Source organism: Bradyrhizobium sp. 141 (genome assembly GCF_023074055.1).
In the GTDB taxonomy this organism is placed as follows: domain Bacteria; phylum Pseudomonadota; class Alphaproteobacteria; order Rhizobiales; family Xanthobacteraceae; genus Bradyrhizobium.
Genome location: NZ_JADPKR010000013.1, coordinates 249,220 through 266,352, shown reverse-complemented (window position 1 = coordinate 266,352; position 17,133 = coordinate 249,220). Strand labels below are relative to the sequence as shown.

Below are 17,133 nucleotides of genomic sequence, written 5' to 3'. Positions count from 1 at the left end.
TCTATTTCGCGGTCGCGCGCCCCAGGAAATCGGTGAGTGCCCGGCGATCTTCCGCCGAGCCGATGCGCTGCTCGGGCATCTTGGTGCCGGGCGTGTAGGCGTTTGGACCGATCTCGAACAGTTTTGCGACCGTGTCGGGCGTCCAGACGATGTCCATTGTCTTGAGTGCATCCGAAAAGCGATAACTGGGCAGCGACGCGATCTTCCGGCCGTATAGTCCCGCCAATGTCGGGCCCGCGCGCTGTGTGTCCTTCTCCGACAGCGTGTGACAGGCCACGCAGGCGCGAAACACTTCCGCGCCGGGATCGCCGGCATAGGCCGCCAGCGGATCGGTTGGCGTGCCCAGCAGATTGGAGCCGATGGGTTCGCCGGTGCGCGCATTCCAGCGCCGGATCCTTCCGTCGGCGCCGCCGGTCAGCAGGATCTCGCTATCGGGCAGGAACGCAACCGACCAGACCGGCACCGCCGATCTCACCAGCGTGCGCAACACAGCACGCGTCTTGCGATCGACGATTGTCACCACGCCATCCACACAAGCAGCCGCGATCAGTGCGCCATCGCCCGATATGGCGAGAGCCACGACCGGCGCGGTGCCGGCGGCAACCTCGCCGCGATCCTTGCCGCCGGCATTCAAGAGGTGCAGCTTACCGTCCGCCGCCCCGGTGACGATTTCACCGTCACTGGCGATGACGACGGCATTCAGGGGAGCCGGCAGTACGATCGTTTCGCCACTCGCATCGGGCAAATGCCAGATCCGCAGCGCGAGGTCGTAGCCCACGCTGACGAGCGACTTGCCGTCCGGCGCGAAAGCAACGCCGTTGACGTTCTGCGAATGACCTTCAAGCACCCGCTGCGCGCCGTCGATGAGTGACCAAAGCCGCACCGAGTGATCCCAGGATGCAGAGGCGATCATCGCGCCGTCGGGCGAGACCGCGAACGCGACGACGGGCGCGTCATGTCCCAGCAACACCGTGTCCGGCTGCAGCCGGCCGGCTGTCCAGATCGCGATGCGCGCGTCCGCCCCCGCGGTCACCATCCGCCGGTCGGGAAGGAATCCGACCGCGTTCACCGCGTCAGAATGAAACCGCAACACCTGTTCCGCAGATTCGCTTGCGAGGGACCATCTGATGGCGGCGGTGTCGAACCCGCCGGACAGCAGGCTCTTCCCATCGGCCGAAACAGCCATCGCCCGTACCGCCCCGCCGTGGTCCATCATTTGCGCGCGAGCTGTCTGCACCGGGATGACGAGCGAGGCGATCAGAGTGAGCGAGGCGAGAAGGAAGGAATTCATCAGCGAATCCGAGGCAGCGCCCGACCCACGCCACGTCCCATTCTGCCTGAATTTGCGCTTCGCACAAACGCGTCATTTGTCCGGCGCGACGACGGTCTTGCTCGATCCCTCCGGAGCAGCTTGCATGCCGGGCGGGCTCTGGCCTTGCGGGCTTTCGGCGGGCGCGCCACCCGATCGCGTCTCGACCGGACCGGTCCAGCCTTGCGGCTGCAGCTGGCCCTTATCCTCAGGAGCAGTTTGCCCGGTGCCAACAGTGCCCGGCTTCTCGGTGCGTTGATCCGTTTGCGCGAGCGCCAACCCGCAGCTGGACCACGCCGCTACGCAGACGATGATCGCGAATCGACGCATGAGGGACCTCGATTGCATTTGATCCAGCTCAACGAATAGCGCTCTACCCCGTTCCATGGGGCACATTGACACGCCAGATTGAACGGCGGCGGACCAAGCTCTAGATTGCATTTGAGGCTGCGAGGGCCTTGGTCATGCAAATACGATCCAAAACGTATCTGCTGATGGTTTCGCATCTGCGAGGTCTGCGTGCCTTGCTTTCGTCGGCCCACGATCCGGCGGTCAAGACGAGCAAGGAAGCTTCATCCCTGCTCATCTTTGTCGCGGTCGTGCTGACCCTGCTGCTGGCGATACTGGAAGTCGACGAGCACCGCGCAATGCTCAAGTCCCTGGGGCTGCTGGGCGACCTCTCCAGCATGCAGCCCAACCTGATGGGCCCTTGACGGGTCAAGGATACTGCCCCTTCAGCCGATCGACGCCCACGCGGGCATGCCAGCACGCCTATTGCTGCGGCTTTGTCTCACGCGGAAACACCAGCGATCGATCTTCGAAGTCCTGGACCGGAAGTTTGTCTGCCTGCCCGCCGCTTTGAGACTCCGGCACCCCGGCGATTCGGACCGCTCCGACCGTCCCGATGATCGGCCATTTGTGTGATTGCAGCACAGTCGTTGCGGCAGCGAACGACGCAACAGCGATCAGTCCGCAAATTGTCAGACGTTTCACGGGAATCTCCGTTGTTTGCGAAAGCTGAAGGCCTGACTAGCGCTTCATCCGAGTTCCGGATGTGTGCGGCTTCACATCTCTCGTAACGGTGATCGGAGGTCCGCCCCTTTCGGCTCACCTAAGAATTTGAGCGCCGCCTCGGACGTTGCAGTCGATGCAGCGCCACCAACCTTTGCCGCGAGACTTCGTCGTTCTCAAGTTGGACGAGAGGAGCTGCGGCTGCGCAGTGAAAGCGTCACGTTCGCCGCCTCCAAGAAGCGAGGCTCCTCGTCCGTCACTCGCGTATCCTTCCTCCCTCCCTTTCTGCCGTTCGCGTTGTCCGACCTGCCCGCCTCACTCTGGAGCCCTCGCTGTCGCGCTCCTGCTCATCTTCAGTCAACGATGGAACGCTTCAAATCAGCAACTCATGAGGCGCGGGTACAATGGCGTGATGCGGAACGTTATGAACGGGGTCGACCGCGTGTTCGTTCAGTGCATTAGGAATCAATTTGCTGATGTCGAGGTCCTTTTCCTGACCGAGCGAAACGTGCGGATTATCCTCAACTACCGCGACGAATGTGGGAGGAGTTGCATAGCTATCGAAGCGAAACGCCAGTTCAGCGCCGCCAATCTCGGAGACAACTTTAGCCGGCTGTACGGATTCCAAGGCGGTTGCAGCAGATCGCGCAGCCTGCGGCCAGTTTCCGGCGCTACTGCCATTTGCGATGCTCGGTTCGACCATCTCGGCTGCTTCCGGTGCGCCTTCAGACCAGTGTGAATCGTGCCCGGAGCTGCCGTGCTCCACGACGGTCGGCTCTTCCCCGGCTGACGCTCCCGCAACATCCAAAATCGCAGCGTGATGCTCGGCGCCATTTCCCGGTGCGAAGCCAGCTCCAGTCAACTCTGTGGCTGCCGCCTTTGGAGGCCCTGGCTCTGAAACGTACTGTGAGCCACCGCGGCCCGTGCTGCCAGCCGCTGCGATGCTCGGCTCAGCGAGGTCAGCTGCTTCAAGTGCGTTTGCAAATGTTGAGTGCCCCGAATTGCCGCGTTCCACGCCATCTACTTCTGCCGTCTTCGCTGAACCTGGCGAAGCGTCCGAAGCCGGGGGATGATGCTCGTCGTCGTTGCCGAAACTGTGCCCTTGCATAAAACCAGCTTCAGCCACCCCCGTGACTGCCGCCTCTGCAGACCCTGGCTCCGAATTGTGCTGTGAGTTACCGCGGCCCGGGCTACCGAGGCCTGACTTACCAGGGTCGGCTGCTTCCGGCGGTTTTGCAGAGGTTGAGTGCCCCGAATTGCCATGTTCCACACCATCTGCTTCTGCCGTCTTCGCTAACCCGGGCGAAGCATCCGAAGCAGGGGGATGATGCTCGTTGTCTTTGCCGACGCCATTCCCCGGTATGAAGCCAGGTTCAGTCAACTCCGCTGGCGGCTTCGCAGACCCCGTCTCTGAAGCGTGCTGTGAGTTACCACCGCCCCCGCCACCGGCCTTTGCGACGCCCGGTTCACCAGGTTCGGCTGCTTCCGGTGCGTTTGCAGAGGTCGAGTGTCCCGAATTGCCGTGGTCCACGCCCTCTGCTTCTGCCGTCTTCCCTGACCCTCGCGAAGCGTCCGAAGCGGGGGGCTGATGCTCGTCGTTATTGCCGACGCCGTTCCCCGGTATGAAGCCAGCTTCAGTCAACGCCGCTGCCGCCTTTGCAGACCCTGGCTCCGAAGCGTGCTGGGAGTTACCGCGGCCCGGGCGACCGAGGCCTGGCTCACCAAGGTCGGCTGCTTCCGGTGCGTTTGCAGAGGTTGAGTGCCCCGAATTGCCGTGTTCTACGCCCTCTGCTTCTGCCGTCTTCGCTGATCCTCGCGAAGCGTCCGAAGCGGGGGGATGATGCTCGTTGTCATTGCCGACGCCATTCCCCCGTTTGAAGCCAGCTTCAGTCAACTCATCTGCCGCCTTTGCAGACCCTGGCTCCGAAGCGTGCTGGGAGTCACCGCGGCCCGGGCGACCGAGGCCTGGCTCACCAGGGTCGGCTGCTTCCGATGCGTTTGCAGAGGTTGAGTGTCCCGAATTGCCGTGTTCCACGCCCTCTGCTTCTGCCGTCTTCGCTGATCCTCGCGAAGCGTCCGAAGCGGGGGGATGATGCTCGTTGTCATTGCCGACGCCATTCCCCCGTTTGAAGCCAGCTTCAGTCAACTCATCTGCCGCCTTCGCAGACCCTGGCTCCGAAGCGTGCTGGGAGTTACCGCCGCCGGCGCCACCGGCCTTTGCGACGCCTGGTTCACCAGGCTTGGCTGCTTCCGCTGCGCTTGCAGAGGTTGAGTGCCCCGAATTGCCGTGTTCCACGCCATCTGCTTCTGCCCTCTTCGCCGACCCCCGCGAAGTGTCCGAAGCGGGGGGGTAATGCTCGTTGTCACTGCCGACGCCATTCCCCCGTATGACGCCAGCTTCAGTCAACTCCGCTGCAGACCCTGCCTCCGGAGCGTGCTGTGAGTTACCGCCCGCTGAGAGGCTAGAGCCAGCCCCCTCATTGATGGGCTCATCCTCCGATGTGAGACTTTCAGCTGCCGTCGCGCTATGAACTAGCACGATCGGTGAAACATGAGGCGACCCACCGGACCCATCAGCGCTCACATCAGTTGTACCCGCCGAATCGCTGCTGAAGGTTCTGAACCTGGTCGCCCCCCCGAAGCCGGTCCGAGCCTGCCCGAATTCGAAACCCAAGCCGTCGTGGGCCAGAATGTTCCAAACTCCAGCGATCCCGAGTGTGCTCTCGCTCGTCCCGATTACTGTATGGGCATTGTCCGTACTCAGAATAGTCTCATCGCTTGCGGTCGCCGAGATCAGCGCTTCTTCGAGCTGCTCCAAGGTGATCGCGACAGCCGCGCCTTCCGGCTGGCCAACGAAATCCGACTCCGCAATGGAGACAATCCCTTGCAGATGGATTTCGAGCAGGGCTCTGTCCCCGACATCAAGACTCCGATCGGTCGGGTTCACGTAGACGATCGTTTCGTTGGTTGCGGGATTGTAGATCCAAGCGAGGGTATGCGGCGGTATAGACTTGCTTGCCGCTGTCATATGGAGCCAGGCAAGCGCTCCGAAAGCCGCAAGATTGATCCTGCTCGATCCAGATGCGAAATCGAAGCCAGAGTGGGAAGAGCTCGAATTAGAATCGATCGGGGAGCGATAAACAACGTTTTCGCCAACGTTGCCGCCCATCAGTTGATCGCGGCCATCTCCGCCAGTACCAGCATCGTGAGCAGAGTCCCGTGAGCCAAAAGGTCCTTGCAGGTTGTCATCCGCAGCGCCATGACTCATTTGGCTCGAAACGCCTTCTCCAGCAACGCGGTCGTTGCCGGTGGTCACAAGCGCGGCAGGCAGGCGCAAATCGTGCAAGGGGAAAGCCGGGGGCGAGCCGTCTACATCATTGGTATCAGCATCGGTTATCGCGGCCAGTTTTGTGGTCGCATTCTCGGCGGTGACCACCACGAAGCTGTCGATCGGCGCTTTGCCCGGGTCATGCGATTGCACGGCAAGATGGGGATCATTCAGTGCGTAGATCAACGCACCGGTCAAAGTGGCGAAGGTGCCATACCCTCCGTGAATCAACGTCGAAGTGGAAGTAAGCCGCGGGAATTGATGTTCCGCGGTCGGGTCACCACCGATCTGCGGGTCGCTGGCTCCCCGCAGTAATGGCGTAGGAAGATTGGGCGTGCTCGATCCAACTGGACCGTAGTCTTTCCACGCTTTCGAGCCTACGGATTGCTCAGCCGGCCGCAGCGCTTCTACTGCCGCCGCCGGGTTCGTGGCTAGGCTCGCCTTGGCAAAGAAGTCCCTGTGGGTGAGCGGGGGCGTCTCGCCGGATTCCTCGACCATGAGGTATCGGAGAATAGCTCTTTTCCAAGGCTCATATTCGGCATGCTCTCCCGGGCGACCGACGCTGTCGTCATCCGGATCCACGTCGTTTGCTTCCGACGCCTTGAGTTCGTCCGCAATTGCGAACGCGAGGAACGCCAGCGCAAGATGGCCGAAGCCGGACGGGCGCTGCAACAACGCGAGGGTAGCGAGCACGGTTCTGTTGGTAATTTCAAGCTTCTGAAATATGTTGTACAGGTGTACTTTGACTGTCCCTGGGGAAACGTTTAGCTGGCGCGCGATCTCCTTGTTCGACATTCCTTCTGAGACTAGTCGTACAATTTGACGCTCCCGGTGCGTCAACAGCTCCAGCATCGTTTCAACTTTGCCGCCGCCGTCAGCTCCCTCGCCGGCTGGCAAGAGATCGGATTGCTCGGGCGACACGCTGCGCTTTGTCATCAGTCGCAGTAATCGCAGCATAGTGTCGGAGGAAGCATGCTTCGAGATTACGCTTGAGGCGCCAGCAGCAATAGCTGCGGTTAGATCGTGATCTGCTTCGGACTCGGTAAACAACACCAAGCGGGTGGAGAGATTCTCAGCTTTCGCAATCGCGAGGATCTCGGATACCGTCAGATCTGGCAGGTTGTCAGCAACAAGCGTGACGTCGGGTGTCAAATTCCGAATTGCTTCGAGACAGCCTGTTCCATCGCTGCATGATGCGACGACGTCGAAGTCCTGTTGCGCTCCGAGTACCGACTTCAGCCCCTGTAGAACGATCGGTTGTCGATCTACGATCAGAAGCCGGATCCGTCTCTGCTTCACAGACACGTCTAACATGGACTCTGCCTCGGCCCAGCCATCTATGTACTTCGGCATATGGCCGGGGCCAAGCAGATTATTAAAATACAATTAATCGCGTAGGGAAAGAGGCTTAGGGGGCCAAAAACGACCTAAAATCACAAGCTTACACGGCATGTAGGCGAGAAATATGTCATTTGACCCGATGGTCATTGCGATTGACTGGCTCGATGCTTACCGCGCGGGCGACATCGAGGCGATCTTAGAAATGTATGCCGAAGATGCCGTGGTTCACTGCGGCTGCGGAGGCGCCAAAACCATTACCAGCCACGAGGCACTTCGTGCCTATTTAATTGATCGCCTCCGAGAATATCCGGCGGGCACGTTGAACGACCTCAATCCCTCGCACGAGGGGCCCATTATCTCGTACGTCAACAATAGTGGCGTCATGAGTGCGCTATTCTCGTTTGACGTTACCGGGAGGATCAAGGAGCTAGACTGCAGTCCCTCACATTAGACCTGCGGCGCGATCCAAGGCCGGCGTTGGGTCACATGCGGGCGTTGCGGTGCAAGGCCGGCGTCCCCGTGCGAACGCGTCGTTGCGAGCACATCGCGGACTATTCGTTAGCGAAAGCATGTCGAAGGGCGATACGCCTCCAGCAGAGCGAGACTGCTTGAGGCCTCCCAGCGACTGCACGGCCAATGCGGCGCGAGCGTGTGAAGACGCTCGAGCCTCGGCTTCAACTTAAAGCAACGCCCGAACTGGTCTTCAACGAGGATATTAGCGGGCCAGATGACGAGAGCACCTATCGCCAGTGCGTGTCGAGGCACGGGCGGTCGCCGTGGCTTCCTTGCACACGCTAAACTATCGTTCGTCATGCGATCAATTGTGATGTCCGCGGCAGTCCTGCCTGGCACCAGCTTGAGCCAGAGGCACAGGATCTCCGCCGCGGCATACGATCGTCGGGCCACGCATGCTCGCCATTGACTATGGGAACCATATCTCTGGTGGTCGGTTGGCTTGCTGTCGAGCTGGCACTCCGCAGAGCAGCTCGACACATCGGCATGAGTTCTGATGCCGAGCATCCGTCGGGAGCCAATCCCATGATGGACCACGCGACCAGAGTTGGTAATCGTTTGTTAGCAGCGTTGCCACCAGCGGATTTTGCTTTGCTTGCGCCTCATCTGCGGAAAGTCGTGATCGAACGCGATTCCGTGCTCGTCCGATCGGGCGAACAGATTGAACATCTTCTCTTCCCCCTCAGTGGCGCGATCGCGGCGATCACGGGGCTGCCGAACGGGCAGACAGTTGCTACGGCGATAATCGGGCACGAGGGCGCCGTGGGTTTGACGTCAGCGTTTGGCGCATCCGCCGCGCCCGCGACGGCGGTCGTCCGCATATCCGGGGCCGCGCTGCAGATCTCGCCTGCGCAATTCCTGACAGCACAACATCGCAGCCCCGCAATCGCATCCATGGTGCAGGTCTTCACGATGTCGTTGTTGACGCAACTCCAGTACGTGGCGGCCTGCAATGCACTGCATTCCGTCGAAGCCCGCCTGGCGCGCTGGCTTCTTCACATCCACGATCGTGCGAATGGAGGTGATCTGCTCCCGCTGACGCAAGAAACATTGTCGGAATTGCTGGGCGTCCGCCGCACCACTGTCACGCATGTCGTGTGCACAATGCGCGCGTCAAGGGCGTTGAAATCCAATCGGCGCGGCCAGCTCGAGATTGATCGGCCGCGGCTCGAAGCCGTGGCATGCGAGTGCTACAAGATCATGAGCCGCAGAATCGATCAGATAGTCTCGCGCGGCGCGGTCGGGCTCGTCCATGGGGCTCTCGCGCGGCCCCCCTCCCGCTCGCCCGGTAGCCGAATAGCCGGGACAGGCTCGTAGAACCGATTCGCTTCGCGAACCACTCGCACATGCACCCTCGCGATTCAGCAAAAGGTGCACCGAGACTCGGTCGTTACAAATCGCCCAATCCCGAGCGAGCTCAAGAACTTTGCAGCGATGACTGGCTCCCGGCTGAAGCTGACCAGACAATAAGGTTCGGTCATCCATTCGCCTTGGGACGCTGGTCACAACGACGCGACCTAATACAACCAAACAGCACGGGCATGAGCTTCGCCTGTGCGAAGCTGGAATGACTGCCCGTCCGAGCCGGGATGGGGGACTGTCCGCCTTGCGCAGCTTGCGCTGACGATTCTCTTCTCGACCTACGCGGTCTCTGAGCTTCTCAAGTTCTGCGAGCTGGGCGCCAAGCGCTTCGAGACGCTCTCGAAGAAGAGCCGCAGGATTCTCCGCTCGAACGCGGGTATTCATTACACCCTCCTGATCGAGTCCCCGGGAGAATTCGCCCACTCTCGAGACCGGGAAAAATATGCAATCACATGACAAGCGCACTAACATCTGATAATGCTGCGCCCGCAAAAGCGTTGCGGGGGTGAATCGAGGCGGCTCGGCTGGCCAGATGTGCTTCCGGCCTCGCGTTTGGCCTGTCGGAGCACCCAACCTGGGTTGCCCGCACAGCAGCCCATAAGGGCTCCTTCATGGGCCGAAAAGATTACCGGCTGGATTCGGTTGCGCTGGAAATCCGGGTACTGGCTCCGGGGCAATCGGCCTTGCGCTTTTCCTCGTTCTCTTCGTCTGCGCAATCGACCCCACCATTTGCGCTTGGAATTCCAGAGCTGCCGCCGGTTGCGAAGGGCCCCTTGGCACTGCCTCCGCCAGCACCGGACCCGCCGCCACCGCCGGATCCGCCGCCGGATGCCCTTGCGGCACGAGAAGATCCAGCAGGGCCACCGCCAGGTGCTCCCCCACCCCCTGATGATCCACCGCTGGAGCTCCCCGGCCCTGCCGCAGATGACCGATTATTGTCGAAGAATGACTGGCCGCTGTCGCTATGCCTCGCCGCGTGCAGGCCGCCCGAACGTGAAATGGCTTTTGAGGTCAGGGAGGTGGACAGAAGCAGCGTCATGACAGGGGGCGTCACGGCTGCAAATCTTCCGCAGTTTTTCAAAAACGCCCGCCGGTCGTCGTCTTCCTTGCCGTCTCGGGTCACGACGCGCCTCCTCGATTTAAAATATTATTTACATTATTATATATTAAATGAATTCTCAACCACTAATTTTCTTGGCCTAGTGGGAGGTTGCTGAACGTGCGTGCCCCCCGGGGGCGAACGCCGGCAATTTTCGTTGTCCTCCCCGTTTCCCCAACCCTGACGACGCGCAAATTTGAGTTGCGCCCAGGCATTTAATTTGGTTAATTTCATTTTAACTAACCATCCGCGGGTTCGGCTACAATGGATCATGCGATGCCACTGCAATTCTATCGGTCCGTCCGGGACATGGAGATCTGGAGTGCGAGCAGCCACGGCTTCTCGTTCGTGATCAGTTTCGGAAGTCCGGGAGGTCCCGGCTTTCACGGACGCTCTGGCTACCTGGCGAGTTGGCGTCCGCTCCACAACAACCAAGCCGCAATCAAGATTGGCGGCTCGCCCTTTCGAACGTTGGCCGAGGCCGAAGGGGCCTGCCGCAACATGATTGAGCATCTGGCAACGCGATAGACCGCCCCTCGGCGCACACTCCCGAAGACGCCAGACTTACCCTATCAATTCGCGCTGGCCGGATCCTGACGCAAGAGATCAAGGGAATCCAACTCACCTGGCGCTGCATGCAGCTCGTTTCGCGAAATCGCCAATGCCGCGAGAACTGTACGATTGCTGATATCCAGCTTCTGAAAGATATGATGAAGATGGACCTTGATCGTACCGTCGGCAAGATTCAACCGACGCCCAATCTCCTTGTTCGATAGCCCCTCCGATACCAGCCGCATGATCTGCCGCTCCCGGTCAGTTAGCTGTGTCAGGGGCTTCTCACCGGCGCGAGGCTCCTCGCTGACGTGGCCGGTTCTCGGCGAGGCCGCTGCTTGGCCCTGGGCAGCTTTCCGCAGGGTTGCGACCAGCATCTCCACATCCGAATCCTTCGAGAGGACGATGCAGGCGCCGTCCGAGGCCAGCCTTTGTAACTCACTGTCGCCCTTAATACCGGTGAAGAAGATTATCGGAGCACTTGGGCCGACGGCCTTTGTAGGAGCGAGTATCCGCTGTCGACTGAAGTCGGGCAGTGCAGCATCGACAAGAGCGACGTCCGGCGCAAGAAATCGAATTGCCTCGATACAGCTGGCGCCATCGCTGCAAGAAGCAACGACCGCAAAATCACGCTGCGCCGCAAGAACGCTCCTAATCCCTTGCAAGACGATCGGGTGTCGATCGGCGATGACAATTCTGGTACGGCGCATGCTTCCCCTGCCTGTTGCTAACAACCCCCCTTGCGGCCGTTTAATCCCACCCTCCTTTTCAGACGCGCGAGTTATAACCAGTCAGCCCCCGTCATAACGTCGCATCTTAGGTCTGAGACAGCACCTCGCGGCAACGCTCGATGGCCACGCTACCGTAGCTCGCCCAGAGAATGCGTGCAGCACCGTAAGAATGCGGTGCTCAACGCAAAACTCGAAACCGCGAATTCCACGAGTATATTGACGTTTCATCTACAATTTTTGATAGCCCCGACCTGAAAATTCACTCCAAGAATGTCATCGGCGTATTGATCGGAGGGGTTACTATTATGGTCAACATCCAACTAACTTGGTTAGAGCCGGATATTACGAACGATATATAGGGACATTCACGATTCAAATCTAACATGCGACGAAGTTTCACTGAAGCGAGGCGTTCGTGAAGCCCGCTCCGGGAAGAGAGGTGAAAAAGTATTACTATTCATCAAAGCAACGGCAGGCAATCAAGGACAGAACAAGGCTGCGGTTGATCGTAGCCCGTGTAGGACCGATGAAGCCCCAGTACCGCGCTTTGAAGCTGAATTTCGTCAATTCAGCAACTTCGCTGATCGGCATGGGTCGTCGTTGGCAATGAGTAGGTGGTCACATGTATTCTTCGGCAGTATTGCGTCAAACACATAAGACCCTCATCGTTCAATTCACCGAATTGCAGAACTTACGTAATCGCGTGTTGAAAGCAGAGCAACGGTTGATCGAGCCCAAGCGACGAGCCCCCCGACGGAGGGCGCTTGGGAAGCGACCGCGCGGTCGGGGACACAGTCTCAGCCGCTAGCACCAAGTACTGCACTGCACACGAGCGCCGCCGCGCGCCCGGATCGCGCTTGCCCAACCCTGGTATGACCTGATAATCCCCCCTCCTGTTTCGATTCGGAAGTAGCTGGGGACGGCTTCCATGGAGAAGGGTGACTGGGCCAACTTGACCACAGCCGAGCTGTGGCGGCTTTACGATGAGGTCACGACCGTTCTCAGTCGCAGGATGACCGCGGAAAAGGCAAAGCTCGAAGAGCGGCTGCGGAAGATTGAGGGGACCGCCGATTCGTCCCCGAAGGGGGAACGTCCGCGCCGCCCCTACCCCCCGGTGCTGCCGAAATACCAGAACCCGAAGAACCCGTCCGAAACCTGGTCCGGCCGCGGCAAACAGCCCCGCTGGCTGAAAGCGCAGCTGCGCGCCGGCAAGAAGCTGAACGATCTCCTGATCAACCGCTCATCCGCACAAAGACGCCGCCGGACCGGCTGAGCGCCGGCGCGCTGCGGCGACCCATTGGACCGCAGAATTTACCGATCGCTGTCCGATTTTCCGTTAGGACTGCCGTCACCGCCGCCATTGCCGAAGCCATTGTTGCCACGCACAATGTGCCCCCCCGAACTGGCTATCGCGGCCGAGGTCAAAGAGGTGGAGAGCAACAGCGTCACTGTCGGAGGGGTAACAGCGGCGAATTTTCCGCAAGCCTTCAAGAATTCGCGACGATCATCGCCTTCCGAATCGAGTTGGGTCATCGGCTCGTCCTACAATCCAGCCCGCTTCCAACATAGACTTCAATTATCTCCCCTCAAGTTAAATATGTTAGTTTAACCATTTTAATTGCCACCTTCCGCATCGGTCCACGCAACTAGCGTTGCGTTTGCGAAAAGTACGTGACCCAAATTCCCTGCGAACAGGGAATTCTACAGGGAAATCCCATGTCGCGGGGGGCTATTTGGCCAAGGAAATGTACGAAAACGCCGCTACGGCCAAGTTATTGCGGCACTGGATGCGCAAATCCATAACAGGGAAATTTCTGATGTGACCAGGGAATGGACGCGCACGCTGAACAGGGACCCGCCGCAGCATATGGCTTTGGAGAGGGTAGCACGATGTACGACAACGTACTCGTTCTGGGGCGCGTCAAGGTCGGACGAAATACCTGGATTGGACCAGGATGTATTCTGGACGGTTCAGGTGGAGATTTGCAGATCGGGGATTGCTGCTCCATCTCCGTCGGCGTTCGCGGCACCGGCGTACGTTGGCATTGCGACCAAGTGTTTGCAACGGAGGAACGCGCTTCCACTCTGCCGATAACGCGTCGCGCGCGCTCAATGGGGCGATTCCCGATCCCGCTGCCGATGTTAGAGGCGGTGTCAATTCAGACGCCCTGCTTGGCGATCTGGATCAGTACGACGACTCCGACCTGCTGTTCTCAGCCGCCCCCGAGCCGGGGCCAATAAACTGTGATCGGCAAGGCGATGACGGCTCTGTTTGGGCGCCGCATCATGGGTGCTGTCATCGCACGCGCTAGGCGGGAGAGGGCCGCACCAGAAATTGCAGCTGTGTAAGTCCGATGTCAGGCATGCATTGCTTTTTAGAAAGAACAACTCCGAGCACTTGTGACGAGGCGAGCCAACCCTGCTTCGGGTTTTGGAACGTGCCAAGAAAGGTGCAGTCGCAATCATCAATCGAGTTTCCTCTAGTCATCGCATTTGTCACGAGGCAACAAACGCGACGATCAGCTAGATAGCATCACTCGGCGCTTGCACGTAGCGCCTCATGCTATGCTTACAGCTTTAATTAGTACGTAGGAGGCCTTCTGGCAAAAGCCTGGCGCGAGCCGGAAATTTCGGAACGAAGCCAATTTGCTCGCGTGCCCTCTCACTCGCTTGGTCAAAGGGCCCGAGTGCGCGCTTGTGTGTCGCCAATGCCGCCCGCTCATAGCCCTCGAGATTATTAAGGCGTTTCACGCCGGCCGGGACCGGCCAGTTCAATCAGCGTGGCTAACAGGTCGTGGCGGAGGCTGCGGATGCGCAGCAGCGCGCAAGCGCCATCGCCACATCGGGCGTGACCTGATCCTGAGTCCCGCGTTGGCGCGATTGGCTTCGATTTGTCGAATTGACGTCATGTCGAAGCTCCTCGTCCGGAGCCGGTTGCGGCACCCGAAAGCTTGCTACAACATCCTGAACCATCAAGGTTTTTCCCGCCGAACGAACCACAAATTCGCTGCAGAAAGGACTGGCATTCCCGCGCAAAAGGAGCGTTACTGATGGGACCGGGCCTTGGCCGTTGGCCCCGGTCTCTCTCCTCGCCGATGCGGGGCTTTTGGTGGTGCGGCGGCAAGCCGCGTTTGCCAAACCAGGAGAGAGCGGTGACGCCTATTTCAGCCGACGGCGCCGCGGCGCCCCGTTCCGTACTCACGTTCAACCGCCACGACCGCCGCGCCTTTATCGGCGGCTCCGACGCCCGCATCATCATGGGCGACGACCAGGACGCGCTCAGGCGCCTATGGCAGGAAAAACGCGGCGAGATCGCGCCGCAAGATTTGTCGCGCAACCTGATCGTTCAGCTCGGCATCGCCACCGAAGACCTCAACCGCAACTGGTACCAGCGCGCCACCGGGCACGCGATCACCGACATCCAGAAGCGGGTGCGGCACCCCGTCCATGCCTGGATGGCGGCGACGCTGGACGGCATCGTCGCGCCGACCGGCGCAGTGTTCGAGGCCAAGTTCATGCTGCCCTGGGCTTTTAGCGAAGAGGCGGCGGCCGAGAAGCACATGGCGCAGCTGCAGCATAACATGTGGGTGGTCGCGGCGCGCGCGGCCGTGCTCTCGATCATCACCGGCGGCGGCAAATGGGTCGAGATCACCGTGCATGCCGACCCGCTCTACCAACACCTGCTGCTGACCGCGGAGAAAAAGTTTTGGCGCTGCGTGCAGAGCGGCGAGCCGCCGCTGCTGTTCGGGGTTGAGACGCCACGCCCGCGGCTCGCCGCCGTCAAGGTCGTCGACATGACCGCATCCAATCTGTGGGCCGCATGCGCGGCGACCTATTTGCGCACCCGCGAGGCCCATGGCGAGCACGAGCTGGCCAAGACCGAGCTCAAGAAGCTGCTGCCTGAGGATGCCAAGGAAGCGTTCGGCCACGGCATTCGCGCCAAGCGCTCCAAGGCCGGTGCGATCAGCTTTGATGCGGTTGAGATGGAGGCTGTCCATGCACCAGGCCAGTGAGCATATTGGAGCGATCGCAGCGGCGCTGGCCCGCGCGCAAGCCGAACTAACCAATCCGGAAAAAACGCTGACCGCTCAGATCCGCTCGCCGTTCCTGCGCGATGACGACCGCACCTTTCGTTACGCCTCGCTGGCGAGCGGCCTCGACATCGTGCGCAAGACCTTGAGCCAGCAGGAGATCGCCACCATCCAGACCACCCGGGTCGAGGAATCGACCGGCCACGTCCATCTCACCACCCTGCTCGCCCATTCCTCCGGCGAGTGGATTTCCTCGGACTGGCCGGTCTGCGCCGCCAGGGACGTCGAGGCGCCGCACCGGATGGGCGCGGCGCTGACCTACGCCCGACGCTACGCCCTGTTCGCGCTGGTCGGGATTGCGGGCGAGGATGATCTGGACGCCCCGGACGCGGTGGCCAGCCCGCCGGCCGCGGGGCCGCAGGCGACCGCGAGCGCGAGAGCCAAGCCCGCCAAGGGCGTCCTCAATCGCGCGCCGGTGCTGGCGCCGCCAGACTCCGCCGCACTCCGCGAGCAGCTGTTGCGCCAGCTCGCAGCCTTGAGCGGGAGCGAGGACCTGCTCGCCTGGGCCAAGGCCAGCCTGCCCCTGAAAAACACCCTGCTGGAAGCTGACGCCCAGGTGATTGAGGCCGCCTATGAAGACAAGCTTGAGGACGCCACGCGTCCCGCGGCTGGCCAGGCCCGCCAGTCGGCCGCCCTGGATTGTGCGCCAAGCCTGTCAGCAGCGCCGCTTTCTGCCGAATCCGAGGCGGCTCTGCAGCCAACGCTGCCCGAGACCGGGATCGCTCATCCCAAGGAGCCGCCCCGCAAGCGCAACAAAGCCCACCTGCTGTTTGTCCGGGAGCAGCCCTGCCTCCTGTGCCGGCGAACGCCGTGCGATGCTCATCATCTTAAATTCGCCCAGCCTCGAGCGCTCGGCCGCAAGGTCAGCGATGAGTTCGCGGTGCCGTTGTGCCGCGCCCATCATGAGGAGCTGCATCGGCACGGAATGAACGGGCGTGGTGGGCGAACCTGCAGATCGCGCCCTTAGCGGTCGCCCAGGACCTGTGGGCGGCGAGCCCGATCCACGGCCCGGCCGCCAAGACCGCGCCGCTGTCCGCCAACCCTGGTTTGGAGGTGTCCCGATGAACGGCCTGTTCCCAACCGAGCGCGCGCTAGCCATAACGTTGCCGCTTGAATTTGAGGCGTTGGCGCCGCCGCCGCTGCTGCTGCCCCTGGGAAAATCTCGAACGCTACCAGGCGCTCCGGCAGGCGATCTTCGCAGATCTTGCCCCACGGTCCGCCATCGAATGGCTGCTTGCGATCGATGTCGCTGAGCTGTCCTGGGAAATCCAGCGCTACCGCATGTTGCGGCACAAATTGCTTGAGACCTATCGCCGAAAGGCAATTGAAGCGGCGCTCCGCCGCATCGACATGGTCGGGATCGATCCCGACTTCGAAGACCGGGCCGCGTACTACACGCAGCAAAATGCCCTGAGCTGGCGGATTGACCCGGTCGCTGCGACGGAGATCGACGCCCGCCTTGCTGCCTATGGCTTCGATCAAGACGCCATCACCACCGAAGTCTACGTCCAGGCGCGTGAGGTCCTGGCCCTGTTCGAGGGCCTGCTCAATGCTGCTCAGACCAAACGAATGTTGCTGCTTCGTGAGATCAGGAATCAGCGCTTCTTAGGTGGATCGATGCGCGGGCCGCGCTAGATTTGGTTCATCGTCTCCCGATCCGGTACGGGTCACGCATAAGAACCGCGCCCCCTAGGACGGCCCTCAAAAAGCGCAGGACTTGCGCGTATTACTTCAGGCTCTCGAATGGCACATAACTTGAACGCTCTAAGAATCCAGCCAAAACCGGGTCGGCCGCG

General features: G+C 60.8%; 13 protein-coding genes and 2 pseudogenes. 8 read left to right on the top strand and 7 right to left on the bottom strand.

Annotated features, from left to right (window positions below; translation table 11 throughout):
• Nucleotide 1: 1 nt before the first annotated feature.
• Together IVA81_RS03465 and IVA81_RS03460 are read right to left on the bottom strand one after the other, a co-directional pair.
• Complete coding sequence (locus IVA81_RS03465) at nucleotides 2-1,291, bottom strand: c-type cytochrome (protein ID WP_247312258.1); 1,290 nt, start codon at nucleotides 1,289-1,291, stop codon at nucleotides 2-4.
• A gap of 72 nt (nucleotides 1,292-1,363) precedes the next feature.
• Entirely contained in the window at nucleotides 1,364-1,639 is a 276-nt protein-coding gene (locus IVA81_RS03460; RefSeq protein ID WP_247312255.1) for a hypothetical protein, read from the bottom strand.
• A 134-nt stretch (nucleotides 1,640-1,773) separates the two neighbouring features.
• On the opposite strand from IVA81_RS03460, the gene IVA81_RS03455 reads away from it, so the two are divergent.
• Nucleotides 1,774-2,022 carry a hypothetical protein gene (locus IVA81_RS03455; RefSeq protein ID WP_247312252.1) on the top strand — a complete coding sequence of 83 codons (249 nt, stop codon included), beginning with the start codon at nucleotides 1,774-1,776 and terminating at the stop codon, nucleotides 2,020-2,022.
• 58 nt (nucleotides 2,023-2,080) lie between these two features.
• Here IVA81_RS03455 and IVA81_RS03450 read toward each other — a convergent pair whose 3' ends face one another.
• Entirely contained in the window at nucleotides 2,081-2,302 is a 222-nt protein-coding gene (locus IVA81_RS03450) for a hypothetical protein (RefSeq protein WP_247312249.1), read from the bottom strand.
• 391 nt (nucleotides 2,303-2,693) lie between these two features.
• Complete coding sequence (locus IVA81_RS03445) at nucleotides 2,694-6,962, bottom strand: LuxR C-terminal-related transcriptional regulator (protein WP_247312246.1); 4,269 nt, start codon at nucleotides 6,960-6,962, stop codon at nucleotides 2,694-2,696.
• A gap of 151 nt (nucleotides 6,963-7,113) precedes the next feature.
• On the opposite strand from IVA81_RS03445, the gene IVA81_RS03440 reads away from it, so the two are divergent.
• On the top strand, nucleotides 7,114-7,440 hold the full coding sequence (locus tag IVA81_RS03440) for a nuclear transport factor 2 family protein (protein WP_247312243.1): 327 nt from the start codon (nucleotides 7,114-7,116) through the stop codon (nucleotides 7,438-7,440).
• Between the two features lie 587 nt (nucleotides 7,441-8,027).
• Nucleotides 8,028-8,819: a Crp/Fnr family transcriptional regulator gene (locus IVA81_RS03435; RefSeq protein ID WP_247313311.1), complete on the top strand. Its 792-nt coding sequence runs from the start codon at nucleotides 8,028-8,030 to the stop codon at nucleotides 8,817-8,819.
• Between the two features lie 829 nt (nucleotides 8,820-9,648).
• On the opposite strand, the pseudogene IVA81_RS03430 reads toward IVA81_RS03435, so the two are convergent.
• Both IVA81_RS03430 and IVA81_RS03420 read right to left on the bottom strand, forming a co-directional pair.
• A pseudogene (locus IVA81_RS03430) lies at nucleotides 9,649-9,987 on the bottom strand (hypothetical protein); the annotation flags it as partial.
• Nucleotides 9,988-10,535: 548 nt separating this feature from the next.
• Nucleotides 10,536-11,225: a response regulator transcription factor gene (locus tag IVA81_RS03420; protein ID WP_247312240.1), complete on the bottom strand. Its 690-nt coding sequence runs from the start codon at nucleotides 11,223-11,225 to the stop codon at nucleotides 10,536-10,538.
• 460 nt (nucleotides 11,226-11,685) lie between these two features.
• Here IVA81_RS03420 and IVA81_RS03415 point away from each other — a divergent pair, with 460 nt between their 5' ends.
• Both IVA81_RS03415 and IVA81_RS03410 read left to right on the top strand, forming a co-directional pair.
• A complete protein-coding gene (locus IVA81_RS03415) occupies nucleotides 11,686-11,856 on the top strand; it encodes a hypothetical protein (RefSeq protein ID WP_247312239.1) in 171 nt (56 codons plus the stop codon).
• A gap of 318 nt (nucleotides 11,857-12,174) precedes the next feature.
• A complete protein-coding gene (locus IVA81_RS03410) occupies nucleotides 12,175-12,519 on the top strand; it encodes an H-NS histone family protein (protein WP_247312234.1) in 345 nt (114 codons plus the stop codon).
• 38 nt (nucleotides 12,520-12,557) lie between these two features.
• Here the strand turns inward: IVA81_RS03410 and IVA81_RS03405 are convergent, their stop codons facing one another.
• Nucleotides 12,558-12,779: a hypothetical protein gene (locus IVA81_RS03405; protein WP_247312232.1), complete on the bottom strand. Its 222-nt coding sequence runs from the start codon at nucleotides 12,777-12,779 to the stop codon at nucleotides 12,558-12,560.
• Between the two features lie 1,619 nt (nucleotides 12,780-14,398).
• Here IVA81_RS03405 and IVA81_RS03400 point away from each other — a divergent pair.
• From IVA81_RS03400 to IVA81_RS03390, 3 genes and pseudogenes are all read left to right on the top strand, one after another.
• Nucleotides 14,399-15,259, top strand: coding sequence for a YqaJ viral recombinase family protein (locus IVA81_RS03400; protein ID WP_247312229.1), 861 nt, complete (start codon nucleotides 14,399-14,401; stop codon nucleotides 15,257-15,259).
• Nucleotides 15,243-16,402: pseudogene (locus IVA81_RS03395) on the top strand (ERF family protein). The gene IVA81_RS03400 and the pseudogene IVA81_RS03395 overlap by 17 nt, the downstream one beginning before the upstream one ends.
• Nucleotides 16,403-16,618: 216 nt before the next feature.
• A complete protein-coding gene (locus IVA81_RS03390) occupies nucleotides 16,619-16,972 on the top strand; it encodes a hypothetical protein (protein WP_247312226.1) in 354 nt (117 codons plus the stop codon).
• Nucleotides 16,973-17,133: the final 161 nt, after the last annotated feature.